The organism is Kitasatospora sp. NPDC001261, assembly GCF_042896795.1.
Lineage (GTDB): Bacteria > Actinomycetota > Actinomycetes > Streptomycetales > Streptomycetaceae > Kitasatospora.
In genome coordinates, this window is record NZ_JBIAXP010000030.1 from 76159 (window position 1) to 101509 (window position 25351).

Annotated in this window: 24 protein-coding genes; 17 read left to right on the forward strand and 7 right to left on the reverse strand. The window is 73.6% G+C overall.

Going from position 1 to position 25351, the window contains the following annotated elements; genetic code table 11:
• Positions 1 to 242 precede the first annotated feature (242 nt).
• Positions 243 to 1367, reverse strand: coding sequence for an adenylate/guanylate cyclase domain-containing protein (locus tag ACFY4B_RS33250; RefSeq protein ID WP_049655773.1), 1125 nt, complete (start codon positions 1365 to 1367; stop codon positions 243 to 245).
• 173 nt (positions 1368 to 1540) lie between these two features.
• Positions 1541 to 2434 carry a biotin--[acetyl-CoA-carboxylase] ligase gene (locus tag ACFY4B_RS33255; protein ID WP_074003897.1) on the reverse strand — a complete coding sequence of 298 codons (894 nt, stop codon included), beginning with the start codon at positions 2432 to 2434 and terminating at the stop codon, positions 1541 to 1543.
• Positions 2435 to 2667: 233 nt separating this feature from the next.
• Here ACFY4B_RS33255 and ACFY4B_RS33260 point away from each other — a divergent pair, with 233 nt between their 5' ends.
• From ACFY4B_RS33260 to ACFY4B_RS33285, 6 genes are all read left to right on the forward strand, one after another.
• Positions 2668 to 4257, forward strand: a complete 1590-nt coding sequence (locus tag ACFY4B_RS33260; RefSeq protein WP_387974231.1) for an acyl-CoA carboxylase subunit beta — start codon at positions 2668 to 2670, stop codon at positions 4255 to 4257.
• Positions 4258 to 4286: 29 nt separating this feature from the next.
• Positions 4287 to 4505 carry an acyl-CoA carboxylase epsilon subunit gene (locus ACFY4B_RS33265; protein ID WP_049655770.1) on the forward strand — a complete coding sequence of 73 codons (219 nt, stop codon included), beginning with the start codon at positions 4287 to 4289 and terminating at the stop codon, positions 4503 to 4505.
• A gap of 138 nt (positions 4506 to 4643) precedes the next feature.
• Positions 4644 to 4784 (forward strand): morphogenic membrane protein MmpB, encoded by a 141-nt coding sequence (mmpB, locus tag ACFY4B_RS33270; RefSeq protein WP_181970605.1) that lies wholly within the window; start codon positions 4644 to 4646, stop codon positions 4782 to 4784.
• 47 nt (positions 4785 to 4831) lie between these two features.
• Entirely contained in the window at positions 4832 to 5434 is a 603-nt protein-coding gene (locus ACFY4B_RS33275; RefSeq protein WP_074003898.1) for a nucleoside triphosphate pyrophosphatase, read from the forward strand.
• Between the two features lie 230 nt (positions 5435 to 5664).
• Positions 5665 to 6399, forward strand: coding sequence for a hypothetical protein (locus ACFY4B_RS33280; RefSeq protein ID WP_049655766.1), 735 nt, complete (start codon positions 5665 to 5667; stop codon positions 6397 to 6399).
• Positions 6400 to 6635: 236 nt separating this feature from the next.
• Complete coding sequence (locus tag ACFY4B_RS33285; protein WP_049655764.1) at positions 6636 to 8411, forward strand: biotin carboxylase N-terminal domain-containing protein; 1776 nt, start codon at positions 6636 to 6638, stop codon at positions 8409 to 8411.
• Between the two features lie 79 nt (positions 8412 to 8490).
• On the opposite strand, the gene ACFY4B_RS33290 is transcribed toward ACFY4B_RS33285, so the two are convergent.
• Together ACFY4B_RS33290 and ACFY4B_RS33295 are read right to left on the reverse strand one after the other, a co-directional pair.
• Positions 8491 to 9447 (reverse strand): DeoR/GlpR family DNA-binding transcription regulator, encoded by a 957-nt coding sequence (locus tag ACFY4B_RS33290; protein ID WP_241853005.1) that lies wholly within the window; start codon positions 9445 to 9447, stop codon positions 8491 to 8493.
• A 236-nt stretch (positions 9448 to 9683) separates the two neighbouring features.
• On the reverse strand, positions 9684 to 11138 hold the full coding sequence (locus ACFY4B_RS33295) for an NAD(P)H-quinone dehydrogenase (protein WP_049660024.1): 1455 nt from the start codon (positions 11136 to 11138) through the stop codon (positions 9684 to 9686).
• Between the two features lie 99 nt (positions 11139 to 11237).
• Between ACFY4B_RS33295 and ACFY4B_RS33300 the strand changes: the two genes are divergently transcribed.
• Complete coding sequence (locus ACFY4B_RS33300) at positions 11238 to 11675, forward strand: gamma-glutamylcyclotransferase (RefSeq protein ID WP_049660023.1); 438 nt, start codon at positions 11238 to 11240, stop codon at positions 11673 to 11675.
• Here the strand turns inward: ACFY4B_RS33300 and ACFY4B_RS33305 are convergent.
• Positions 11642 to 12559, reverse strand: coding sequence for a hypothetical protein (locus ACFY4B_RS33305; protein WP_387830549.1), 918 nt, complete (start codon positions 12557 to 12559; stop codon positions 11642 to 11644). The genes ACFY4B_RS33300 and ACFY4B_RS33305 overlap by 34 nt on opposite strands.
• A 328-nt stretch (positions 12560 to 12887) precedes the next feature.
• Between ACFY4B_RS33305 and ACFY4B_RS33310 the strand changes: the two genes are divergently transcribed.
• The gene (locus ACFY4B_RS33310; RefSeq protein WP_049654087.1) at positions 12888 to 13709 is read left to right on the forward strand and encodes a purine-nucleoside phosphorylase; all 822 of its coding nucleotides are present in this window, start codon (positions 12888 to 12890) and stop codon (positions 13707 to 13709) included.
• Between the two features lie 190 nt (positions 13710 to 13899).
• On the forward strand, positions 13900 to 15624 hold the full coding sequence (locus ACFY4B_RS33315; RefSeq protein ID WP_049654088.1) for a phospho-sugar mutase: 1725 nt from the start codon (positions 13900 to 13902) through the stop codon (positions 15622 to 15624).
• A gap of 68 nt (positions 15625 to 15692) precedes the next feature.
• Here ACFY4B_RS33315 and ACFY4B_RS33320 read toward each other — a convergent pair whose 3' ends face one another.
• Entirely contained in the window at positions 15693 to 16373 is a 681-nt protein-coding gene (locus ACFY4B_RS33320) for a PH domain-containing protein (protein ID WP_049654090.1), read from the reverse strand.
• Positions 16374 to 16479: 106 nt separating this feature from the next.
• Here ACFY4B_RS33320 and deoC point away from each other — a divergent pair, with 106 nt between their 5' ends.
• From deoC to ACFY4B_RS33345, 5 genes are all read left to right on the forward strand, one after another.
• The gene (gene deoC / locus ACFY4B_RS33325; protein WP_079272367.1) at positions 16480 to 17466 is read left to right on the forward strand and encodes a deoxyribose-phosphate aldolase; all 987 of its coding nucleotides are present in this window, start codon (positions 16480 to 16482) and stop codon (positions 17464 to 17466) included.
• A 5-nt stretch (positions 17467 to 17471) separates the two neighbouring features.
• On the forward strand, positions 17472 to 18968 hold the full coding sequence (locus ACFY4B_RS33330) for an aldehyde dehydrogenase family protein (protein ID WP_074003903.1): 1497 nt from the start codon (positions 17472 to 17474) through the stop codon (positions 18966 to 18968).
• The gene (locus tag ACFY4B_RS33335) at positions 18961 to 19863 is read left to right on the forward strand and encodes an aldehyde dehydrogenase family protein (protein WP_049654094.1); all 903 of its coding nucleotides are present in this window, start codon (positions 18961 to 18963) and stop codon (positions 19861 to 19863) included. Before ACFY4B_RS33330 ends, ACFY4B_RS33335 begins: the two co-directional genes overlap by 8 nt.
• A gap of 258 nt (positions 19864 to 20121) precedes the next feature.
• Entirely contained in the window at positions 20122 to 20532 is a 411-nt protein-coding gene (locus ACFY4B_RS33340; protein ID WP_117488159.1) for a hypothetical protein, read from the forward strand.
• Between the two features lie 56 nt (positions 20533 to 20588).
• On the forward strand, positions 20589 to 21227 hold the full coding sequence (locus tag ACFY4B_RS33345; RefSeq protein WP_375876652.1) for an ATP-binding protein: 639 nt from the start codon (positions 20589 to 20591) through the stop codon (positions 21225 to 21227).
• Positions 21228 to 21412: 185 nt separating this feature from the next.
• On the opposite strand, the gene ACFY4B_RS33350 is transcribed toward ACFY4B_RS33345, so the two are convergent.
• Positions 21413 to 22396, reverse strand: a complete 984-nt coding sequence (locus tag ACFY4B_RS33350) for a SigE family RNA polymerase sigma factor (RefSeq protein WP_369808315.1) — start codon at positions 22394 to 22396, stop codon at positions 21413 to 21415.
• Positions 22397 to 22665: 269 nt separating this feature from the next.
• Between ACFY4B_RS33350 and ACFY4B_RS33355 the strand changes: the two genes are divergently transcribed.
• The 3 genes from ACFY4B_RS33355 to ACFY4B_RS33365 all read left to right on the forward strand — a co-directional run bounded on the left by ACFY4B_RS33355 (position 22666) and on the right by ACFY4B_RS33365 (position 25280).
• On the forward strand, positions 22666 to 23343 hold the full coding sequence (locus ACFY4B_RS33355) for a response regulator transcription factor (RefSeq protein ID WP_049654100.1): 678 nt from the start codon (positions 22666 to 22668) through the stop codon (positions 23341 to 23343).
• A 63-nt stretch (positions 23344 to 23406) separates the two neighbouring features.
• Complete coding sequence (locus ACFY4B_RS33360) at positions 23407 to 24951, forward strand: HAMP domain-containing sensor histidine kinase (RefSeq protein ID WP_049654103.1); 1545 nt, start codon at positions 23407 to 23409, stop codon at positions 24949 to 24951.
• Positions 24948 to 25280: a hypothetical protein gene (locus ACFY4B_RS33365; protein WP_074003907.1), complete on the forward strand. Its 333-nt coding sequence runs from the start codon at positions 24948 to 24950 to the stop codon at positions 25278 to 25280. The genes ACFY4B_RS33360 and ACFY4B_RS33365 overlap by 4 nt, the downstream gene beginning before the upstream one ends.
• Positions 25281 to 25351: the final 71 nt, after the last annotated feature.

Sequence of the window (25351 nt, forward strand, 5' to 3'; positions counted from 1 at the left end):
AACGTACGGGTTTCAACCGTTCAGCACCCGCAACCGCCCGTCCGCCGTGGGGAAGCGTGCCCACGAACGCCGTCACCGCATGCGTCTGCCCGCGGACGGCCGAAGCGCGCGTCCCCGTACGTCCACCGGATGCGTCTTCCCCGCGCGGGCCCGCCGTACGCGCGCCACCCGCGTACGGCCACCACCGCGTACGGCCGCCACCCGCGTACGGCCACCGCCGCGTACGGCCCTGCGCGCAGGCGCTACTCGGCCTTCAGCCGCCGGGTGAGCAGCCACGGCTCGACCAGGCCGAGCCCCCGCACCGGCCGCCGCCACATCGGCTGCAGGTGGAACCGCGCCCCGGCGTCCGGTCCCGGGATCGGCAGCCCGGAGGCGGGCATCCCGGCCGCGGCCGACAGCGCCTCGGCCAGGCCGGGCCCCTCCGCGTCGGCCGGGGCGACGCTGCCGTTCTGCTCCAGCGCGGCGGCGAACTCGCCGTCGATCAGCACCGCGTCCTTGGGCGCGATCGAGGTGAGCCGGCTCGCCAGGTTGACGGTGGTGCCGAAGACGTCGCCCATCCGCGAGGTGACCGTGCCGAAGGCCATGCCGACCCGCAGCGGCGGGATGGTGTCGTCCCCGGCCAGCGCCTCGATCAGGCTCAGCGCGATCTCGGCGGCGGTCGCCGGGTCCTCGGAGACGTAGAGGATCTCGTCGCCGAGCGTCTTGATCACCCGGCCGCCCTGGCCGGCGATCAGGTCCGAGCAGGTGTTCTCGAAGGTCTCGACCAGCTCGCCGAGCTCCTCCTCCTCCAGCCGCCGGGACAGCCGGGTGAAGCCGACCAGGTCGGCGAAGCCGACGGCGAGCCGCCCGCTGGTGATCTCGTGGTCCTCGGCGGCCTGCACCACCCGGCCGGTGACGGCCGCCAGCTGGCGCCGCCAGACGTACACCAGGAACTGCTCCAGCTCCGGCAGCAGCAGTTCGACCAGCGGGTACGCGACGTCGGCGCGGGTCAGCCCGGGCTCGACGGCCTGGGTGAGGTTCTCCAGGAAGGTGTCCATCTGCCAGCCGGCCAGCCGGGCCGTGGTCTGGCCGGTGGAGCGGGCCACCTGGATCGCCATCGACTCGCTGAGCAGCCCGGACTCGACCAGGCCGGCCAGCCGCCGCAGCGCGATCACGTCGCCGTCGGTGAGCGCCCGGGACTGCCCGATGTCCGGGAAGCCCATGGCGCGCCAGAAGCGGGTGGCCAGCTCCATCGGGACGTCGGCGGCGCGCGCGGCCTGGTACGGGGTGTAGCGGCGCGGCGCGTCCAGGATCAGGCGCTCCAGTTCGAGCGCGACCGTGGGGTCGTTGCTGCCCGCCGTCGCGCCGCTGCTGCCGTCCTCTGCCACCGGTCCGTCCCCGTGCGATCGCCGCACTCGCCTCGTGTCCTACCTGTCCGGGCGCGCACTCCGCCACCCGGGCGGGCAGTGGCGCGCCTCACACCGCTGCCAGGTGGAATGTTCGCACGGAATCGTCGGATCCGGGGCATCAGCCCGGGTCAAGGAGAGGTGAAGAGTGCCGTTCAGCGGGGCTCGGGGCGTACGTGGACGACGTCGCCCGCGCCGACCGCCCGGCGTACGCCGTCGGGTGTGCGGACCACCAGCCGCCCGTCGCCGTCCACCGCGACGGCCTCGCCGACCAGCTCGCGGTCGCCCGGCAGGTGCACCTTCACCTGGCGGCCGAGCGTGGTGCAGCGGTCCACGTAGGCGCGCAGCAGGTCGCTGGCGTGCGGGTCGCCGGCGGCGGCCGTCCACTCCCGGTACAGCTCGGCGAGTTCGCGCAGCAGGGCGCGCAGCAGGGTGCCCCGGTCGGTGGTCGTGGCGCCGGCCAGCGCGAGCGAGGCGGCGGTGGGGACGGGCAGCTCCTCCGCGCGCAGCGAGACGTTGAGGCCCATGCCGACCACCACCGCGCCGCCGGCCAGCTCGGTGAGGACGCCGCCGAGCTTGCGCTCCGCGCCGTCGATCTCCGTCTGGAGGTCGTTGGGCCACTTCAGCCCGACCTCGACCCCGGCGACCCGGCCCAGCGTGCTGGCCGCGGCCACCCCGACCAGGATCGGCAGCCAGCCGTACCGCTCGACCGGCACCTCCTCGGGGCGCAGCAGCAGGGACAGGAACAGCCCGGAGCGGGGCGGGGCGGTCCACCGCCGGTCCAGCCGGCCGCGGGCGGCGCTCTGCGCCTCGGCCACCAGCACCGCGCCCTGCCCGGCGCCCGCCGCGGCCCGGGCGGCGAGGTCGCTGTTGGTGGAGCCGGTCTCGGCGACGACGTCCAGGGAGGTCCACAGGCCGCCCGGGACGAGCAGGTCGCGGCGCAGCGCCTCCTCGTCCAGCGGCGGACGGTCCAGGTCGGTCCAGGGCGACGGTCCGGCGTGGCCGAAGCCGCGCAGTCCGCTGCGGCGGGGGGTCTCGGGTGCGGTCATGGGAAAACCCTAGAGCGGGTCCGGGACGTAGGCCGCCCCATCGTCCCGCAGAACACCCGTCAACAGAACTGTGTCGATGGTCATGACGCCGGGACGTGCCGGATAGCCCTCCGCGCTGGCTACGCTACCCAGCGGTAGTTCGTAGCGCCGCCCTGCCCTCATGCGCGGGCCCACCACCCGGCCCCGCGCGCACTCGAAACAGGTCGCGGCCATGGATCAGGGAGAGCCACCGGATGACCGAGGCGCCGTACGACCCCCACACCACCGCCGGCAAGCTCGCCGACCTGCGGCGCAGGCTGGACGAGGCGGTGCACTCCGGCTCGTCCAAGGCCGTGGAGAAGCAGCACGCCAAGGGCAAGCTGACCGCCCGTGAACGGGTCGTGGAACTGCTGGACGAGGACTCCTTCGTGGAGTTCGACGAGTTCGCCCGGCACCGCTCGACCAACTTCGGCCAGGAGAGGAACCGGCCGTACGGCGACGGCGTGGTGACCGGCTACGGCACCGTGGACGGCCGCCAGGTCGCCGTGTTCGCCCAGGACTTCACCGTCTTCGGCGGCTCGCTCGGCGAGGTCTTCGGCGAGAAGATCGTCAAGGTGATGGACTTCGCGCTGAAGACCGGCTGCCCGGTCATCGGCATCAACGACTCCGGCGGCGCCCGGATCCAGGAGGGCGTGGTCTCGCTCGGCCTGTACGGCGAGATCTTCCGCCGCAACGTGCACGCCTCCGGCGTCATCCCGCAGATCTCGCTGATCATGGGCCCCTGCGCGGGCGGCGCGGTGTACTCCCCCGCGATCACCGACTTCGTGGTGATGGCCGACCGGACCTCGCACATGTTCATCACCGGCCCCGACGTGATCAAGACCGTCACCGGCGAGGACGTCGCGATGGAGGAGCTGGGCGGCGCGCGCACCCACAACACCAAGTCGGGCAACGCCCACTACCTGGCCGCGGACGAGAAGGAGGCGATCGAGTACGTCAAGAGCCTGCTCTCGTACCTGCCCTCCAACAACCTGAGCGACCCGCCGTCCTACCCCGAGCAGGCCGATCTCACCGTCACCGAGCAGGACCTCGAACTCGACACCATCGTGCCGGACTCGGCGAACCAGCCGTACGACATGCGCAAGGTGATCGAGCACATCGTCGACGACGGCGAGTTCCTGGAGACCCAGCCGCTGTTCGCGGGCAACATCATCACCGGCTTCGGCCGGGTCGAGGGCCAGTCCGTCGGCATCGTCGGCAGCCAGCCGATGGACCTGGCCGGCTGCCTGGACATCAACGCCAGCGAGAAGGCCGCCCGCTTCATCCGCACCTGCGACTCCTTCAACGTCCCGGTGCTGACCTTCGTGGACGTGCCCGGCTTCCTGCCCGGCACCGAGCAGGAGTGGGACGGCATCATCCGGCGCGGCGCCAAGCTGATCTACGCCTACGCCGAGGCCACCGTCCCGCTGATCACCGTGATCACCCGCAAGGCCTTCGGCGGCGCCTACGACGTCATGGGCTCCAAGCACCTGGGCGCCGACCTCAACCTGGCCTGGCCGACCGCGCAGATCGCCGTGATGGGCGCGCAGGGCGCGGTCAACATCCTGCACCGCCGGGAGATCGCCGAGGCCGAGGCGGCCGGCACCGCCGAGGAGAAGCGGGCCGAGCTGATCGCCTCGTACGAGGAAACCCTGCTGAACCCCTACCTGGCCGCCGAACGCGGCTACGTGGACGCGGTGATCGCGCCGAGCGAGACCCGCCGGCACATCGTCCGCGGCCTGCGGGCGCTGCGCGGCAAGCGCGAGGTGCTGCCGCCGAAGAAGCACGGCAACATCCCCCTGTAGGCCCCGTCCCTGTCGGGAGAGAACCAGCCATGTCGATCCACGTGCTGCACGGGCAGCCGACCCCCGAGGAGCTGGCCACCGTCCTGGCGGTGGTCCAGGCCCGGGCCGCCGCCGCACAGGCCGCCGCCGAGGCGGCCCGCAGGGCCGGCGCCGGCCCGGACTCCCCCTGGGGCGACCGCGCCCGCCGGCTCCGTCTCGCCGCCCGTCCGGGCCCGAACGCCTGGCGGACCTCGGGCTGGGCGCACTGAACTCCGCGGCGTGGAGGGGGAGGACGGCCCCGCCGCTCTCCCCCTCCGTGCCGTACCGGGCACCCGGCGCCCGCTTTGCCCGAAACCTGAGTACGGATACTCAGGCGCCCGCACCCCCGCGCGGCGCACTCTGGACGGGTGCTCTGGTCAGACCCCCGTGACGAGCCCTCGCCCGAGGCCCGTCGGATGCAGGAGCGGATGCAGCGGGCCGGCAAGGTGCTCGCCGCCCTCGTGCTGGTCGGCGCCGTGCTGATCATGATCTCCCGCTCCTTCACCTGAGCCGTTCACCCGAACGGCGGACACCGGCACCCCCTACGCTGGTGGACATGACCGACCAGCGCCCCCTCGTCCTCGCCTCCGCCTCCCCCGCCCGCCTCGGGCTGCTGCGCCAGGCGGGCCTCGACCCGCGCGTGGTGGTCAGCGGCGTCGACGAGGACGCGATCACCGCCGCCACCCCCGCCGAGCTCGCCCTCGTCCTGGCCGAGGCCAAGGCGAAGGCCGTCGCCGCCGAACTCGCCGACGGCGAGCTGGTGATCGGCTGCGACTCCGTCCTGGAACTGGACGGCCGGGCCCTCGGCAAGCCCGCCGACGCCACCGAGGCGCTGGCCCGCTGGCAGTCGATGCGCGGACGTTCCGGCGTGCTGCGCACCGGCCACTGCGTGATCGACACCGCGACCGGCCGGCAGTCCTCGGCCACCGCCTCCACCACCGTCCGCTTCGGCACCCCGGACGACGCCGAGATCGCCGCGTACGTGGCCTCCGGCGAACCGCTGTACGTGGCCGGGGCGTTCACCCTGGACGGCCGCTCCGCACCCTTCATCGACGGCATCGACGGCGACCCGGGCAACGTCATCGGCCTCTCCCTGCCGCTGCTGCGCCGGCTGCTCGCCGACCTCGACGTGCGCATCACGGACCTGTGGGCGAACTGACCTCCCGGAGCCCGCGGCGGTGGCCCAGGGCCTGTCTCCTGGATTTTGTCGGATCAGGCCGCGGCGTTGGGGTGCGCGCATCGCAAGGCGGAGGAGGGAGCCACTGCGGAGCATTGGCGACCGACGACAACGCCGCGAGGTGTGTGCCCCGGCGTCGCGGACCCGGCAAGGATCCAGGAGACAGGCCCTAAGCTGACCGCGGTCTCGAACGGGGGGAGGGGACGCGGCAGATGACCGACAGCGTGCTCAACGTGGTGCTCGGCCTGGTGGCCAGCGCGATCAGCGCTGGCCTCGGCTGGCTCGCCCAGGCGCTGCGGCGGCGCCGCAGGGTCGAACGGGTACGGGCGTTCTTCGGGCTGCCGGGCGGCAGCGAGTGCCTGATCGTGGTGCCGCGCAGCATCGGGACGGGCTCGCACGCCCACACCGTGACCCGGCGCGACGCGTACGCGCTGATGTGGCTGGCCGGGCTGGTCGAGGAGTGCGGGGCGCGGCCCGAGCTGGTGGCCCACGACGCCGCGCACCGCGGCCTGGGCGCCAAGACCGAGCTGTGCCTGGGCGGTCCGGTCAGCAACGAGCGGATGGCCGCCCACCTGGCCTGGGGCCTGCCGGGCGTGCTGATCACCTCGGGGCCGGGCCCGGGCAGCAACGTCCTCGTGGTGGGCGAGCGGGACTTCACCGCCGGCCCGGACGAGACGCACGTCCTGCTCGCCCGGATCGCCACCCCGGACGGCGGCCGCCCGGTGTTCCTGGTCTCCGGCCAGACCGGCACCGCCAACCAGGCCGGGGTGCGCTACCTGGTCGCCCACCACCGCGAACTCGCCCGGAGGCACGGGCAGGACGGCACCTTCGCGCTCGTCCTGCGGGTGGTCAACCCGGAGGCGTACGGGCCGGACATGGTCGAGGTGGCGGCCGATGTGACGGCCGAGGCGCTGCGGCGGCCCGCCGCCCGCTCCGGCGCCGCTTGAGCGGCCCGCGCGAGACTGTGGCCCATGCCACCCTCCCGCCGCGCCGCGGGCCGGTCACCCGCTGTGGCCCCCGCCGATCCGGGCGGACCGGCGCCGACCTGCGACGTCGTCCACGGGGCCGCCAGCGGGCCCGGAAAACCCATCACCGAGCGTGTGGGATAGTTCACAACCCGGGGCTACTCGCCGGTACTGCCCAGGAATCCATAAACTCAACGAGGTTCAAGAAGGGAGCCACAGTGCGCAAGGTGCTCATCGCCAACCGCGGGGAAATCGCTGTCCGCGTCGCCCGTGCCTGCTCGGACGCCGGTATCGCCAGCGTCGCCGTCTACGCCGAGCCGGACCGGGATGCGCTGCACGTCCGCGCGGCCGACGAGGCTTACGCGCTGGGCGGTGACACCCCCGCTACCAGCTACCTGGACATCGCCAAGGTCCTCAAGGCGGCCGCCGACTCCGGTGCGGACGCCGTCCACCCCGGCTACGGGTTCCTGTCGGAGAACGCCGACTTCGCCCAGGCCGTCCTCGACGCGGGTCTGATCTGGATCGGCCCGCCGCCGCAGGCCATCCGCGACCTCGGCGACAAGGTGACCGCCCGGCACGTCGCCCAGCGGGCCGGTGCCCCGCTGGTGGCCGGCACGCCGGACCCGGTCTCGGGCGCCGACGAGGTCGTCGTCTTCGCCCGGGAGCACGGCCTGCCGGTCGCCATCAAGGCGGCCTTCGGCGGCGGCGGACGCGGCCTCAAGGTCGCCCGCACGCTGGAGGAGATCCCCGAGCTGTACGAGTCCGCGGTGCGCGAGGCCGTCGCCGCCTTCGGCCGCGGCGAGTGCTTCGTCGAGCGCTACCTGGACAACCCGCGGCACGTGGAGACCCAGTGCCTGGCCGACAAGCACGGCAACGTGGTGGTCGTCTCCACCCGTGACTGCTCGCTCCAGCGCCGCCACCAGAAGCTGGTCGAGGAGGCGCCCGCGCCGTTCCTGACCGCCGAGCAGAACGCCGAGCTGTACCGGGCGTCCAAGGCCATCCTGAAGGAGGCCGGCTACGAGGGCGCCGGGACCTGCGAGTTCCTGGTCGCGCTGGACGGCACGATCTCCTTCCTGGAGGTCAACACCCGTCTCCAGGTGGAGCACCCGGTCACCGAGGAGGTCACCGGCCTCGACCTGGTCCGCGAGATGTTCCGGATCGCCGACGGCGAGGAGCTCGGCTACGGCGACCCCGAGGTCCGCGGCCACTCCTTCGAGTTCCGCATCAACGGCGAGGACCCGGGCCGGAACTTCCTGCCCGCGCCCGGCACCGTGACGCTGTTCGCCCCGCCGTCCGGCCCGGGCGTGCGCCTGGACTCGGGCGTGGAGACCGGCTCGGTCATCGGCCCGGCCTGGGACTCGCTGCTGGCCAAGCTGGTCGTCAGCGGCCGCGACCGCAAGCAGGCCCTGGAGCGGGCCCGCCGCGCGCTGGCCGAGTTCAAGGTGGAGGGCATGGCCACCGCCATCCCGTTCCACCGGGCGGTCGTCACCGACCCGGCGTTCGCGCCCGAGGTGCACGGCGGCGACGGGCCGTTCACGGTCTTCACCCGGTGGATCGAGACCGAGTTCGACAACACCATCCCGCCGTTCGCCGGCGCGGCCGGTGACGGCGAGGAGGCCGAGACCCGGGAGACCGTGGTGGTCGAGGTCGGCGGCAAGCGGATCGAGGTCTCGCTGCCGTCCTCGCTGGGCGTCACGGCGGCCCCGGCGGCCGGTGCGGCGGGCTCCGCCAAGGCCAAGCGCCGGGTGGGCGCCAAGAAGGCCGGCTCGGCCGTCAGCGGCGACACCCTGGCCTCGCCGATGCAGGGCACCATCGTCAAGGTCGCCGTGGAGGAGGGCCAGGTCGTCGCCGAGGGCGAGCTGATCGTGGTCCTGGAGGCGATGAAGATGGAGCAGCCGCTGAACGCCCACAAGGCGGGCACCGTCACCGGCCTCAAGGCCGAGGTCGGCGCGAGCGTCAGCAGCGGCGCCGCGCTCTGCGAGATCAAGGACTGACACCGTCCCTGACCCCGGACCGGTCCGTACGCCCCTCGGGGGTGTGCGGACCGGTCCCGTTTCCGCGGACCGTACGGGCTCAGCGCCCGCGCGGCAGGCCCAGTTCGGCCAGCCTGGCGGGCATGCCGCCCGGGGCGACGGGCCCGCCGTGCGCGCCGGGGCGGCGCTGGCCGGGCAGCGGGGCGCCGCCGGGGGGCGGGCCGCCGCGGCGGGCCATCGGGCCGGGCTGGGGCTGGTGCATCGGGCCGCTGCCGGTGCCGTGCACCGGGGCGTCACCGCCCGGGCCGGCGCCCAGCGGGGCCAGGTCGACCTGCACCCCGCAGTCGGCGAGCGCGTCCAGCTCGCGGACGGTGCTGTCGTCCGCGGTGGCCTGCTCGTCGGTGACCAGGCGGGTGATGGTCTCGGTGGCGACGGTCTGGAACATGCCGGCCGCGCCGAGCTTGGTGTGGTCGGCGAGGACGATCACCTCGGCGGCCGCCAGCACCATGGCCCGGTCCACGCTCGCGGACAGCATGTTCGCCGTCGACAGCCCGCGCTCGGCCGTCAGACCGCTGCCGGAGATGAAGGCCTTGTTGACCCTCAACCCCTGCAGGGACTGCTCCGCGCCGCTGCCCACCAGCGCGTAGTTGGAGCCGCGCAGGGTGCCGCCGGTCATCACCACCTCGACCCGGTTGGCGTGCGCCAGGGCCTGGGCGACCAGCAGCGAGTTGGTGACCACCGTCAGCCCGGGCACCCGGGCCAGCCGGCGGGCCAGCTCCTGGGTGGTGGTGCCGGCGCCGACCACCACCGCGTCCCCCTCCTCCACCAGGCCGGCGGCGAAGTCCGCGATGGCGCTCTTCTCCGCCGCGGACAGGTGGGTCTTCTGCGGGTATCCGGGTTCGCGGCTGAAGCCGCCGGGGAGCACCGCGCCGCCGTGCCGGCGGTCGAGGAGCCCTTCTGCCTCCAGCGCCCGCACGTCACGGCGCACGGTCACTTCGGAGGTCTGGACGACGCGGGCCAACTCCCGGAGCGAGACGGCTCCGTTGGCGCGCACCATTTCGAGGATCAACTGGCGACGTTCTGCTGCAAACACAGAACCGACGGTAACCTGCGTGACCGTCTGCTTTCAGGCGTTTGCAGCTAGTAGCGGGAATTGCTCACGCACGAGCGGCGCGTGACCGTAGAATACGCGCCGTCAATGGCCCGGAACTGCGCCCGCCGTCCGGGTGACGGCCATGCCCGCGCGAAGGGCGGTCGCCGATCGGCAACCGCCCTCAACTGTGCGCCGGACGCTCAGGATTCGCCGTCGACCCGCTTGCGGATGTGCAGCTGCCGGGCGGCCTCGGCGGTCGAGCCGGAGACGGACGGGTAGACGGTGAAGGCGCTGGCCACCTGTTCGACCGTCAGATTGGCGTCCACCGCGAGCGAGATCGGGTGGATCAGCTCGCTGGCCCGCGGGGCGACGACCACGCCGCCGACCACGATGCCGGTGCCCGGGCGGCAGAACAGCTTCACGAAGCCGTCCCGGATGCCCTGCATCTTCGCCCGCGGGTTGCCGCGCAGCGGGAGCTTGACCACGACGGCGTCCATCTTGCCGCACTCCACGTCGGCCGCCGTGTAGCCGACGGTGGCGATCTCCGGGTCGGTGAAGACGTTGGAGGCCACGGTCTTGAGGTTCAGCGGCTGCACCGCGTCGCCGAGCGCGTGGTACATCGCGATCCGGCCCTGCATGGCCGCCACCGAGGCGAGCATGAAGACGCCGGTGCAGTCGCCCGCCGCGTACACGCCGGGGGCGGTGGTGCGGGAGACCCGGTCGACCTGGATCTGGCCCCAGTCGTTGAGCTTGACCCCGGCCTCCTCCAGGCCCATCTCGGAGGTGTTGGGGACGGAGCCGACCGCCATCAGGCAGTGGGTGCCCTCGATCACCTTGCCGTCGGCCAGCATGACCTCGACCCGGTCGCCGATCCGCTTGACGCTCTCGGCGCGCGAGCGGCCCATGACGTTCATGCCGCGGCGGCGGAAGACGTCCTCCAGCACCTCGGCGGCGTCCGGGTCCTCGCCCGGCAGCACCCGGTCGCGGCTGGACACCAGGGTCACCTTGGAGCCGAGCGCCTGGTACGCGCCGGCGAACTCGGCGCCGGTCACACCGGAGCCGACCACGATCAGCTCGCGGGGCAGCTCCTCCAGGTCGTACACCTGGGTCCAGGTGAGGATCCGCTCGCCGTCCGGCTGGGCGTCCGGCAGCTCGCGCGGGTGGGCGCCGGTGGCGATCAGCACCGCGTCGGCGTGCAGCGACTGCACGGTGCCGTCGGGCGCGTCCACCAGCACCTCGCGGGAGCCGTCCACGGCCTGCCCGCCGGTGCCGAGCCGGCCGCGGCCGCGCAGCACGGTGACGCCGGCCCGGGTGACGGACTGGGTGATGTCGTGGGACTGCGCGATCGCCAGGCGCTTCACACGGCGGTTGACCTTGCCCAGGTCCACGCCGATCACCCGGGCCGCCTGCTCGACGGGCGGGGTGTCGTCCGCGACCAGGATGCCCAGCTCCTCGTACGAGCTGTCGAAGGTGGTCATCACCTCCGCGGTCGCGATCAGGGTCTTCGACGGAACGCAGTCCGTGAGCACCGCCGATCCGCCCAGACCGTCGGTGTCGACGACGGTCACCTCCGCGCCGAGCTGTGCGGCGACCAGGGCCGCCTCGTAGCCGCCGGGTCCGCCACCGATGATCACGATCCGAGTCACGTTCCCCATTGTCCCGCACGCCCGCGGCGCCGCCACGCCGGGGTCGGGGCTCCCGTACGTTCGTCCAGTCGCCCCGGCCCGCCCGCCGCCCGGGCTACCCTGGCCCCCATGCCCCTTTACGCCGCGTATGCCACCAACCTCGATGCCCGGCAGATGACCCGCCGAGCCCCGCACTCCCCGCTGCGCGGCACGGGGTGGCTAGCCGGATGGCGGCTCACCTTCGGTGGCGAGCAGCTGGGTTGGGAGGGCTCGCTGGCCACCGTGGTCGAGGACGAGAAGGACCAGGTCTTCGTCTCCCTGTACGACGTCGCGCCGATGGACGAGGAGGGCCTGGACCGCTGGGAGGGCGTCCAGCTCGGCATCTACCGCAAGATCAAGCTGCGCGCGCAGACCCTGGACGGGGACATCCCGGTCTGGACGTACGTGCTCAACGACTACGAGGGCGGCCTGCCCGCGGCCCGCTACCTCGGCCTGGTCGCCGACGCCGCGGAGAGCGCCGGCGCCCCGCACGACTACGTGATGGACCTGCGCCGCCGCCCCTGCTGATCCGCGTCCCAGCCGCGCACGGTCTCCGCGAGCACCCGCGCCACCGCCGCGCGCCGGGCCGGGTCGGCGCGCACCCCGTACGCCAGTTCGACGTGCAGCCACGGCACCCCGAGCCCGGCCGCGAACAGGCCGGCCACATTGGTGGCGCCGGCCAGCCGCGCACCCGGCTCCCGCCAGGCCCGGCGGACCACGAGGCCGGCCCCGCCGAGCCCCGCGGCGGTCAGCTCGGCGGCCGGGCCCGGCCGCCCGGCGCCGCTGGAGACCACCGCGTCCCGCCCGGGCAGACTGGCCGCGCCGAAGCCGTGCAGCTGGATGCCGGGCAGGCCGCGCAGGGTGAGCGCCTCGACCACGGCGGCGAAGACGGTGTCACTGCGGTGCGCGACGTCCGAGGAGCCGTCCGCCCCGGCCCGGCGGTGCGCCCCGGCGAGCACCAGCACGCCGCCCGGCACGGCCCGGAACAGCTCCACCCCGAGCGCCTCGGTGCGGACGTCCGAGGCCGGGTGGGGCACCTGTACGGACCAGGCGGGGCGGACCGAGCGGTCCAGGTAGACCCGGCCCCAGCCGCGGCCGTCCCCACTGCCGCCGTCATCGGCGGTCTCGCCCGTCTCGGCGATCTCGGTGACCGGGCGGCCGGTCACGGCCTCGGTGAACCCGGTGATCCGGTACCCGGCCCGGGCCAGCGCCCGTTCGGCCTCCCCGGTCCGGCCGTCCAGCGCGCCGAGCACGCCGTCGGCCACCGCCCGGCGCTGGGCCGCGCCCGGCACGGTGTACCGGCCGCTCGGGAAGAAGTCCGCGGTGAACGCGTCCACCCGGGCCGCCAGGTCCACCGGCGCGGGCCCGGGCGGCGCCGCGGGCGGCGGGTACCGGCTGTCCGTGTTCCCCATGGCGGTCGACCCCGTCCTGGCGCCCCGCCGGAGCCGCGGACCGGACCGGCGACGAAGGATCGGCCCCCTCGGCCCCTCGGGCCCCGACCGTCACCGTAACGCCGCCGGCCCCGGACCGGCCCCCCGGGAAACGGGCCACGACGGCACGCGCACGAAGCGACCGCCCGGAGGGAAAGGCCCGGCGCGGCACCCGGGTTGTGTGCGATCCGACGGCCCGCTCACCCGAAAAGCGTCACCGAGCTGTGTTTTCGGGTCAACCGGGTAACGATCCGGCATGCCGCGGCTGAATTTCTACGCGCGTAGCCGAAACCCGTCTATCCTCTGACCCGTGAACGCTTCTCCTCAGTCGGTCGTCTCCGCCGACCCCTACGCCGCCGCCCAGGCCGCCGCCGAGCGCCTGCGCGAGCTGACCGGTGCCGAGCGGCACGACGTCGCCCTGGTGATGGGCTCCGGCTGGGTGCCGGCCGCCGACGCCCTGGGCGAGACCGTGGCCGAGTTCCCGGTCACCGAGCTCCCGGGCTTCCCCGCCCCCGCCGTCGCCGGCCACGCCGGCACGATCCGTTCGGTGAAGATCGGCGACAAGCGCGCCCTGATCTTCCTCGGCCGCAACCACTACTACGAGGGCCACGGCGTGGCCACCGTCGTCCACGGCGTGCGCACCGCCGCCGCGGCCGGCTGCGGCATCATCGTGCTGACCAACGGCTGTGGCGGCCTGCGCCAGGGCTGGACCCCGGGTCAGCCGGTGCTGATCAGCGACCACATCAACCTGACGGCGGACTCCCCGATCGTCGGCGCGAACTTCGTCGACCTCACCGACCTGTACTCCAAGCGCCTGCGCGAGCTCTGCCGCGAGATCGACCCGTCCCTGGACGAGGCCGTCTACGTCCAGTTCCGCGGCCCGCACTACGAGACCCCGGCCGAGGTCAACATGGCCCGGGTCATCGGCGGCGAGCTGGTCGGCATGTCCACCACCCTGGAGGCCATCGCCGCCCGCGAGGCCGGCAGCGAGGTGCTCGGCATCTCCCTGGTCACCAACCTGGCCGCCGGCATGACCGGCGAGCCGCTCAACCACGCCGAGGTGCTGGAGGCCGGCAAGGCCTCCGCCGAGCGCATGGGCGAGCTGCTGGCGAAGGTCCTTGAGCGGATCTGACGCCCGGCGGGCGCAGAATCATGACTGACGGGGCCCACGGGCGGCGTGATCCGCTGATCACGCCCTCCCGTGGGCCCCGTCCGCATGCGCGACCCCCTTCCTTGCGGAACCCTCCGGTCCCAGCGGAACCCTCCCGACCCACAGCGGAACCTCCGGCCGACACACCGACGCACGTCCCCATGGAGCTGGCATGACGCAGGCACCCACCACCGACCTCCTCGCCCGGGCCCGGACCTGGCTGGCCGAGGACCCCGACCCGCAGACCCGCGAGGAGCTCGCCGCCCTGCTGGCCCGGGCCGAGGCCCCGGAGGTCGAGACCGACGGCAAGCTCGCCTGGGCGGAGCTCGCCGAGCGCTTCTCCGACCGGCTCCAGTTCGGCACCGCCGGCCTGCGCGGCGAACTCGGTGCCGGTCCGATGCGGATGAACCGCGCCGTGGTGATCCGGGCCGCCGCCGGCCTGGTCGCGTACGTCAAGCAGCAGGGCCTGGGCGACCTGGTCGTCATCGGCTACGACGCCCGCCACAAGTCGTACGACTTCGCCCGCGACACCGCGGCCGTGGTGGTCGGCGCCGGCCTGCGCGCCGCGCTGCTGCCGCGCCCGCTGCCGACCCCGGTGCTCGCCTTCGCCGTCCGCCACCTGGGCGCGGCCGCCGGCGTCACCGTCACCGCCAGCCACAACCCGCCGCAGGACAACGGCTACAAGGTCTACCTGGGCGACGGCTCGCAGATCGTCCCGCCGGCCGACGCCGGGATCGCCGCCAGGATCGACGCGATCGGCTCGCTGGACGACGTCCCGCGCGCCGCGTCGGGCTGGGAGGTGCTCGGCGAGGAGGTCGTCGAGGCCTACCTGGACCGGGCCGTCTCCATCGTCGACGAGCACGGCCCGCGCGACCTGGAGGTGGTCTACACCCCGATGCACGGCGTCGGCCGCGACACCCTGGTCGCCGCGTTCCGCCGGGCCGGCTTCCCCGCGCCCACCGTGGTCGCCGAGCAGGCCGAGCCCGACCCGGACTTCCCGACCGTGGCCTTCCCCAACCCGGAGGAGCCGGGGGCGATGGACCTCGCCTTCCGCACCGCCGCCACCGTCGGCCCGGACATCGTGATCGCCAACGACCCGGACGCCGACCGCTGCGCGGTGGCCGTCCCCGTCAACGGCAACGCGGCCGGCGCCGGCAACGGCACCTCCGGCTGGCGGATGCTGCGCGGCGACGAGGTCGGCGCGCTGCTCGGCTCGGCCCTGGTCGCGAAGAAGGCCGAGGGCACCTTCGCCACCACCATCGTCTCCGCGACCCTGCTCGGCCGGATCGCCGAGGCCGCGGGCCTGGGCTACGCCGAGACCCTGACCGGCTTCAAGTGGATCTCCCGCGCCCAGGGCCTGCGCTACGGCTACGAGGAGGCGCTCGGCTACTGCGTCGACCCGCAGGGCGTCCGGGACAAGGACGGCATCACCGCCGCCCTGCTGGTCGCCGAGCTGGCCGCCACCCTCAAGAAGTCCGGCCGCACCCTGTCCGACCTGCTGGACGACCTGGCGCTGGAGCACGGCCTGCACGCCACCGACCAGCTCTCCGTCCGGGTCCAGGACCTCTCGCTGATCGCCGACGCCATGCGCCGCCTGCGCGAGCAGCCGCCGACCGTGCTGGCCGGCCTCCGGGTGACCCGCGCCGACGACCTGTCGGCCGGCTCCGCCGAGCTGCCGCCCACCGACGGCCTGCGCTACTACCTGGCCGGCGAGGGCGTCCGCTCCGCCCGCATCGTGGTCCGCCCCTCCGGCACCGAGCCCAAGCTCAAGTGCTACCTGGAGGTCGTCCTCCCGGTCGCCTCGGCCGCCGACCTGGCCCCGGTCCGCGAGCGCGCCGCCGCCCTGCTCGCCACCGTCAAGCGGGACCTCGCCGACGCGGCGGGCATCACCGCCTGATCCCCGCGCACACGTGGAGGGGCCCGCCGGTCGTGACCGGCGGGCCCCTCCATCGCGTTTGCGCGGTGTCAGACCGCGATGACGGTGATCAGCGCGACCAGGCCGAGCAGGGTGGGGGCGATGACCCACCAGCACCAGCGGACCTCGACCGGGCCCGCGGCGGCGGGGCGGGCGGCGTTGCGCTCGGCCAGCTCCTGGAGGACGGCGGTGACCTGGTCGGACCAGGCGCGGGTGGGGTCGGGCGAGCCCTGGACGACCGGGTTGGTCCGCTTGGCCATCCCCAGCCCCAGGCCGGTCCGGGAGGCGTGCTCGGCGGCGCTGGGGTTCTGCGCCCGGGTGGCCCGCTTGCGCTGCCGCAGCGACACCGGCACCGCCCAGACCTGGAACTTCTTCCCGCCCGCGAGCAGCTCGACCGAGTACCCCGCGCGCAGCGCGTCCACCGAGGCCCACGGCGCGACGACGGTCCGCCACGGGTTGCGCACCACCAGCCGGTCGCGTCCGGCCGTCACGGCCGGGCGCAGCGTGTACGCGATCACCGGGAAGGCGAACACCGGCACCGCGGCGAGCGAGACGTACGGCGTCTTGCCCGTCCCGCTCACCACCGCGTCGCCGATCAGCCAGGCGGCGACCACCAGCAGCAGCACTCCGGAGATCACACCGGGGACAGAGCGGTACACGCGGTCCGCGTACTCGGGCTCCCCGTCGGGGGCGGCGGGGCCCTGGCCGGGCTTGCCGTCGGAATCGGTCATGTCGACGATTCTGCCCCATGCCCCTCACCCTGAGGTCTCGGTCCGGCCACGAATGGCAGGTGCCCTGGCGGCCCACTACGCGCGTAGATATGCTGCTCTGGTGACTATGTCCACTGTTGCAGCCAATGCCCTCGGCGTTGCGGGCAGCGGCCTTCAGGACGTTGCTGCGTCCGAGGCCTCGCTCCGCCGGTTCCTGCACGGCCTGCCCGGCGTCGACCAGGTCGGCCTGGAGGCGCGTGCCGCCGCTCTCGGTACCCGCTCGATCAAGACCACGGCGAAGGCGTACGCCATCGACCTGGCGATCTCGATGATCGACCTGACCACGCTGGAGGGCGCGGACACGGTCGGCAAGGTGCGCGCACTGTGCGCCAAGGGCAGGACCCCCGACCCGACCGACCCGACCACCCCCCGCGTCGCCGCCATCTGCGTCTACCCGGACATGGTCGCCACCGCGAAGGCCGCCCTGGAGGGCACCGACATCCAGGTCGCCTCCGTGGCCACCGCCTTCCCGGCCGGCCGCGCCGCCCTCCCGGTCAAGCTCGCCGACACCGCCGACGCGGTGGCCGCGGGTGCCGACGAGATCGACATGGTGATCGACCGCGGTGCCTTCCTCTCCGGCCGCTACCTCGACGTCTTCAACGAGATCGTGGCCGTCAAGGAGGCGTGCAAGCGCCCCGACGGCAGCTCCGCCCACCTCAAGGTGATCTTCGAGACCGGCGAGCTCCAGACCTACGACAACGTCCGCCGGGTCTCCTGGCTGGCGATGCTGGCCGGCGCCGACTTCATCAAGACCTCCACCGGGAAGGTCGCCGTCAACGCGACCCCGCCGGTCACCCTGCTGATGCTGGAGGCGGTCCGCGACTTCCGCGCGGCCACCGGCGTCCAGGTCGGCGTCAAGCCCGCCGGCGGCATCCGCACCACCAAGGACGCCATGAAGTACCTGGTGATGGTCAACGAGACCCTCGGCGACGACTGGCTGACCCAGCACTGGTTCCGCTTCGGCGCCTCCAGCCTGCTCAACGACCTGCTGATGCAGCGCCAGAAGCTGGCCACCGGCCGCTACTCCGGCCCCGACTACGTGACGGTGGACTGATCACCATGGCCAAGAAGAAGAACACCGAGGAGCCCGTGGCCAAGCCCGCCGGCGGCCTCTTCGCCTACGCCCCGGCCCCCGAGTCGCCGGCCGCCGCGGGCGACATCGCCACCTCCTACGGCCACTTCATCGGCGGCGAGTTCGTCGACTCCTCCGGCAACGAGGCCCTGAAGACGGTCAACCCGGCCACCGAGCAGGTGCTCGCCGAGTTCGCCCAGGGCACCGAGGAGGACGTGGACCGCGCGGTCGCCGCCGCCCGCAAGGCCTTCGCCGACTGGTCGGCGCTGCCCGGCAGCGAGCGCGCCAAGTACCTGTTCCGGATCGCCCGGATCATCCAGGAGCGCAGCCGCGAGCTGGCCGTGCTGGAGTCGATCGACAACGGCAAGCCGATCCGCGAGACCCGCGACGTCGACCTGCCGCTGGTCGCCGCCCACTTCTTCTACTACGCGGGCTGGGCCGACAAGCTGGACTACGCCGGCTTCGGTCCCAACCCGAAGCCGCTGGGCGTGGCCGGCCAGGTCATCCCGTGGAACTTCCCGCTGCTGATGCTGGCGTGGAAGATCGCGCCCGCGCTGGCGACCGGCAACACGGTCGTCCTGAAGCCGGCCGAGACCACCCCGCTGACCGCGCTGCGCTTCGCCGAGATCTGCCGCCAGGCCGGTCTGCCGAAGGGCGTCGTCAACATCGTCACCGGCGACGGCCGCACCGGCGCCGCGCTGACCTCCCACCCGGACGTCAACAAGGTCGCGTTCACCGGCTCCACCCCGGTCGGCCGCGCCATCGCCAAGCAGCTGGCCGGCACCCGCAAGAAGCTCTCGCTGGAGCTGGGCGGCAAGGCCGCGAACATCGTCTTCGACGACGCGCCGATCGACCAGGCCGTCGAGGGCATCGTCAACGGCATCTTCTTCAACCAGGGCCACGTCTGCTGCGCCGGTTCGCGCCTGCTGGTCCAGGAGTCCGTCCAGGACGAGCTGCTGGACGCCCTGAAGCGCCGGATGGGCACCCTGCGGGTCGGCGACCCGCTGGACAAGAACACCGACATCGGCGCCATCAACTCCGCCGCGCAGCTGGCCCGGATCACCGCGCTGACCGACGCCGGCGAGGCCGAGGGCGCCGAGCGCTGGTCGCCGGAGTGCGAACTCCCGGGCACCGGCTTCTGGTTCAAGCCGACCCTGTTCACCGGCGTCAGCCAGGCCCACCGGATCGCCCAGGAGGAGATCTTCGGCCCGGTCCTGTCGGTGCTGACCTTCCGCACCCCCGCCGAGGCGGTCGAGAAGGCCAACAACACCCCGTACGGCCTCTCCGCCGGCATCTGGACGGAGAAGGGCTCGCGCATCCTCTGGATGGCGGACCGCCTCAGGGCCGGCGTGGTCTGGGCCAACACCTTCAACAAGTTCGACCCGACCTCGCCGTTCGGCGGCTACAAGGAGTCGGGCTACGGCCGCGAGGGTGGCCGCCACGGTCTGGAGCCCTACCTGAATGTCGAGGCCCTCGATGTCTGATGTCGCAACGCGTCTTGACGTCTTCAAGACCTACAAGCTGTACGTCGGCGGGAAGTTCCCGCGCTCCGAGAGCGGGCGGGTGTACGAGGTGACCGACTCCAAGGGCGAGTGGCTCGCCAACGTCCCGCTGGGCACCCGCAAGGACACCCGTGACGCCGTCCTGGCCGCCCGCAAGGCGGTCAAGGGCTGGGCCGGCACCACCGCGTACAACCGCGGCCAGGTGCTGTACCGGGTGGCCGAGATGCTCCAGGGCCGGCGCGAGCAGTTCGCCGCCGAGGTGGCCGTCTCCGAGGGCATCGGCCCGAAGAAGGCCGCCGCGCTGGTGGACGCCGCGATCGACCGCTGGGTCTGGTACGCGGGCTGGACCGACAAGGTCGCCCAGATCGCGGGCGGCGCCAACCCGGTCGCCGGTCCGTACTTCAACCTCTCCTCCCCGGAGCCGACCGGTGTGGTCGGGGTCGTCGCCCCGCAGGCCGGGTACGGGCACTCGCTGCTCGGCCTGGTCTCGGTGATCGCCCCGGCGATCGCCACCGGGAACACGGTCGTGGTCGCGGCCGCCGCGGACGCCCCGCTGCCCGCGCTGTCGCTGGGCGAGGTGCTGGCCACCTCGGACGTCCCGGGCGGCGTGGTCAACATCGTCTCGGGCCGGACCGCGGACATCGCCCCCACCCTGGCCTCGCACCAGGACGTCAACGCGCTGGACCTCACCGGGGCCATCGCCGCCGACGGTCCCGGCGCGGCGTACGCGCTGGAGGCGGCCGCCGCGGATACCCTGAAGAGGGTGGTCCGTCCGGCGCTGGACCCGTTCGCCCAGGACTGGACCAATGCGCCGGGTACAAAGCGGCTACTCTCGTTCCTGGAGACGAAGACGGTCTGGCACCCGAAGGGGATCTGACCTCCGGTACTCCGGGTAACAACTCCACAGACTGGCCGTCCCCAGTGCCCTCACCCCCCCAGGGCCCGGACGGTCACAGGACGGACCCGCGCCTCTCCCCCCCTGGCGCGGGTCCGTCGGCGTTCCCGGGGTGCTCCCGCCGTCGGCCCGTCGACTTTCGTCACCCGCGCCGCCGACTTTCGACGCTCCCGCCCGCCCCACCGGCCCGGCCAGAATCACCGGTGACGGAGACGGCCGGGGGAACGACCGGGGGGACGCATGGGCGAGTTCATCGGCGAGCTGACGGCACTGTTCGCGGACGGCTTCTACCGCACGTGGCACGTGGCCCGCACCAGGCGGCGGCTGGCCGCGGGCCGCCCGGTCAGGGTGCCCTGCTCGGCCCGGTCCGAGCGGCAGCCCGACTACGTCAACGGCAGCCTGCGCATCAGGCCCGGCACCGACACCGTGGCCCTGGTCACCCGCGACACCGGCCGGTGCGAACTGCCCGCCGGCGGGACCTTCCACGAGCCCGAGCCCGACACCTGGCACAGCCCGGACTGGGCCGCCACCGCCTACCGGCCGCCCGGCGCCGACGAACCGGTCTACCTCCAGGTGGACAGCCGCTACCTGCCGATGGTCCACGTCGCCCTCGCCGACCCGGCGTCACAGTCGAAGCCAGGGGCGCGGTAGAAGGTCCGCCCCGGCCGGTTTCGGCAACCGGCCGGGATGCGTCAGACTGGTGTCCCGTGAGTGACTCCCCCATGAACCCCGCACCGACCGGGCATGCCCGGGTGATCCTGCTCTCCGGGCCCTCCGGGTCGGGGAAGTCCTCGCTCGCCGAGCGCAGCGGCCTGCCGGTGCTCCAGCTCGACGACTTCTACAAGGACGGGGACGACCCGACCCTGCCGCGGCTGCCGGACGGCGCCGTCGACTGGGACTCCCCGCTGGCCTGGCACCGCGACCAGGCCGTCGCCGCGATCCGCGCCCTGCACGAGCACGGCCGCACCGACGTCCCGGTGTACTCGATCCCGGACAACGGCCGGATCGGCACCCGCGGCCTGGAGCTGGACGGGGCGGACGCGTTCATCGCGGAGGGCATCTTCGCCGCCGAGATCACCGCCGAGTGCGCCGACCAGGGCCTGCTCGGCGACGCCCTGTGCCTGCGCAACGGCGCGCTCACCACGGCCTGGCGCCGGCTGCGCCGGGACGTCCGGGAGGGCCGCAAGTCGCTGCCGGTGCTGCTGCGCCGGGGCCTGCGGCTGATGCGGGCCGAGCGGTCCATCGTCGGACGGCAGGTCGCGCTCGGCTCGTACGCGTGCGCCGGGCCGGAGGCCGAGCGGCGGATCCGCGCCGCGACCCGGGCCGGCGAGCTCTCCGCCGCCTGAACCCCGTACGGCCGAGCCCGGTACGGCCGAACCCCCAGGGCATGACGAAGGGCCCGGTGCGTCTCCCCCGCACCGGGCCCTTCGCCTTCCCCGAACGGTCTTCGGCTCCCCCACGGGCGTGCTCCCCCGAGCCGCTGCCCCCGGACCGTGACCGTCCGCTTCCCGTCCCCCGACGGGAGTCCTCGTTACGCGACCAGCTCGCCGAACGCCCGGACGGTGTCGCCGGACTTGTTCAGGTGCTCGTCCTCGCGCAGCCGGCGCAGGGCGCGCCAGATGCTGCTCTTGACCGTGCCGACGCTGATCCCCAGCACGCCGGCGATCTCCGGGTCGGTCTTGCCCTCGTAGTACCGCAGCACCAGCATGGTGCGCTGGTTCTCCGGCAGCTTCGCCAGCGCCTGCCAGAGCACGGTGCGCAGCTCGGTGCCGCCCATCGCGTCGGTGTCGCCGGCCGTCTCCGGCAGCTCCTCGGTCGGGTACTCGTTGACCTTGCGGCGCCGCCAGGCGGAGATGTGCAGGTTGGTCATGGTGCGGCGGAGGTAGCCCCCGACCGCGGCCTTGTCGGTGATCCGGCCCCAGGCCCGGTAGGTGCTGAAGAGCGCGCTCTGCAGCAGGTCCTCGGCCTCGTAGCGGTCACCGGTCAGGTGGTAGGCCGTGGCGTACAGGGAGGCGCGGCGCTCGCGCACGTACGCGGTGAACTCCGTGATGTGGTCCTCCGCGACGGCCGGGTGCTCCCCCTGCGCGCCTCCCTGCCCGGCCTCGGTGGTGCGGGCCGCCGCGGGGTTCAGCCGCAGCAGCGTCGCACCGGCGGCCTCGCGACCGGTCGGCTCCCCCGAACCGACCGTCCGCAGACCGTTCCCCCCGGTCCCCCGGTTCCCCCCCGGGGCGTCCTTGCCCTCGACGCGGACGGGGAGGATCCCCCGCAGCGTGAGGGTGGTGGCGGAGTCGGCCGAACTCCCCAGACGGCCGATCCCGTACAGCTCCCCCGTCCTGCCGCCGCCGCTCACCCGACGGGCGACAGGGTTTCCACCGGTGCTGTGCGCGCACCCCCGCACGGTCACGGCACCGGAGTTCTCGTCGGTCCTGACCTCGTACCGGGTCCGGTGGGACGTGGCTGACGAACGCGCGGTGCGGACAGCCGGGTTGGTCCGGGTCTGAAGCGTGGCGTTCATCGTGCGCCCCCTGGGTCGGTACGAGCGGTTCCGGTAGCCGCCCTTCAGCCGGCCTTGCGGCCCGCTGTCCTGCGGCGACATGGAAAATCCTGCCCGCCGGTTGTGATGGCGCTGTCCGCCGACTGTCACAGGGGTGTCACAGGAGCCGTCCGAATGTCCCGGACCGCCCCCCTGTGAACCTGACGCCGGTGGCACGCGTTCCGGTTCCAGAAGGGACGGTGGGTGGTCCGGGGGGTGATTCGGCGCTGCCGGTGGGCCAAAATGGGGCCGTGCCTTTCCTCCTTCTGATCGAGGACGACGACGCCATCCGGACCGGCCTCGAACTCGCCCTCACCCGCCAGGGCCACCGCGTGGCCACCGCTGCCTCCGGTGAGGACGGTCTGCGTCTCTTCAAGGAGCAGCGGCCCGACCTGATCGTGCTCGACGTGATGCTGCCCGGCATCGACGGCTTCGAGGTGTGCCGCCGGATCCGCCGCACCGACCAGCTGCCGATCATCCTGCTGACCGCCCGCTCGGACGACATCGACGTGGTGGTGGGCCTGGAGTCCGGCGCGGACGACTACGTCGTGAAACCGGTGCAGCCGCGGGTGCTGGACGCCCGGATCCGGGCGGTGCTGCGGCGCGGCGAACGGGAGAGCTCGGACTCCTCGGCCTACGGCACCGTAGTGATCGACCGCGCGGCGATGACCGTCACCAAGGACGGACTCGACCTCCAGCTCACCCCGACCGAGCTGCGGCTGCTGCTGGAGCTCAGCCGCCGCCCCGGCCAGGCGCTCTCCCGCCAGCAGCTGCTGCGGCTGGTCTGGGAGCACGACTACCTCGGCGACTCCCGCCTGGTGGACGCGTGCGTGCAGCGGCTGCGGGCCAAGGTCGAGGACGTGCCGTCCGCGCCGACGCTGATCCGCACCGTCCGCGGGGTGGGCTACCGGCTGGACCCGCCGGCCTGACCCCGCGAACCGGCCGCCGGCCCCTCCCCCGACCTCTGAACTCCCGTACCACGACAGGCTCTTGTGACTGACCATCAGACGACTGCCCGGCGGTTCTCGACGGGCCGGTGGCGTCGGCTGCGCTCCCTGCGGGTGCGGCTGATCGCGGTGTTCGCGGCCGTCGCGCTGCTCGCCGCCGTCTCGGCCTCCGGCATCGCGTACTGGCTGAACCGCGACGCGGTGCTCAAGCGCGCCCAGAACACCGTGCTGAACGACTTCCGGGTCTCGCTCACCCGCAACGTCTCCGACCTGCCGCTGAACGCGACCTGCCAGGAGCTGGCCTCGCTGGCGTCCACCGTGGCCAGCTCCGGCCTGACGTACGACGTGGTGGTGGTCGACGCGGCGCACCCGGAGTGCCCGGCCTCCTCCGACCCCGCGCACTTCACGCTGGCCGACGTGCCGACCGCGCTGCAGTCCACCGTCGCCAAGCCGCGCGAGATCACCGAGAACAACCCGTACCCGTACCACCTGTACTGGCAGCGGCAGAACCTGGAGGGCCGGCCGTTCGTGATCGGCGGCACCAAGGTGGTGCCGAACGGCCCGACGGCGTACATGTTCAAGTCGCTGGAGAACGAGCGGGCCGACCTCAACACCCTGGGCTGGTCGCTGGCGATCGCCACGCTGTTCGCGCTGATCGGCTCGGCGCTGCTCGCCCAGGCCGCCTCGGCCACCGTGCTGCGGCCGGTCAAGCGGCTCGGCGACGCCGCCCGGCGGCTCGGCGAGGGGCACCTGGACACCCGGCTGGAGGTCGACGGCTCGGACGAGCTCGCCGACCTGGCGAGGACCTTCAACCGGACGGCGGAGCAGCTGCACGAGCAGGTCGAGGAGCTGAGCGCGCGCGAGGCGCAGAGCCGGCGGTTCGTCGCCGACATGTCGCACGAGCTGCGCACCCCGCTGACCGCGATGACCGCCGTGACGGACATCCTGGAGGACGAGGCCGAGTCGCTGGACCCGATGATCGAGCCGGCCGTCCGGCTCGTGGTCAGCGAGACCCGGCGGCTGTCCGACCTGGTGGAGAACCTGATGGAGGTGACCCGCTTCGACGCCGGTACCGCCAGGCTGGTCGCCGACGAGGTGGACATCGCCGACCTGATCATGTCCTGCATCGACGGGCGGGCCTGGTACGACGCGGTCGAACTGGACGCCCCGCGCGGCATCCTGGCCGTGGTCGACCCGCGCCGGCTCGACGTGGTCTTCGCGAACCTGATCGGCAACGCGCTGAAGCACGGCGGCTCGCCGGTGCGGGTCAAGGTCCGGCAGGACGGGGAGTCGGTCGTGGTCGAGGTCTCCGACAGCGGCCCGGGCATCCCGGAGGACGTGCTGCCGCACGTCTTCGACCGCTTCTACAAGGCGGACCGGGGGCGGGCCCGCTCGGAGGGCAGCGGCCTCGGCCTGTCGATCGCGATGGCCAACGCGCAGATACACGGGGGAACGATCACGGCGGCGAACGGGGAGGTCGGCGCGGTGTTCACCCTGACGCTGCCGCTGGCCCCGCCGCCTCCGCCGTCCGCGGGCGAGGCCGAGGGCGGCCCCGCCGGCGACGCCGCCGAGGACAAGGACGCCACGTGACCAGCCCCACCGACACCGTTGTCCCCCGCACCGTCCTGCGCCGCGGCGCCGGCGTGCTGCTGCTGGTCGCGCTGGCCTCCGGCTGCGGTATCCGGCCGACCGCCGTGCCGGTCGACGCCGGCGCGCCCGCCAGCCGGACGGCCTGCCCGACCTCCCCGCACATACCGGCGGCCCTGGCCACCCCGCCGGGCCCGGCCCCGACCGTGTCCCCGACCCGCGGCACCAAGGCGGGCGTGAGCCCGAGCCCGTCGCCCACCCCGGTGGCGCCGGGCAGCCCGCCGCCGGACAACGTGTTCAGCGCGGTGCCGACGGCCTCGCCCTGCCGGTAGCCCGCCCTGGGGGTGGGCCTCCCTGCAAGTGGCCCGCCCGGCGAGCGGGCCGCCCGGCGGGCAGGCCGCCG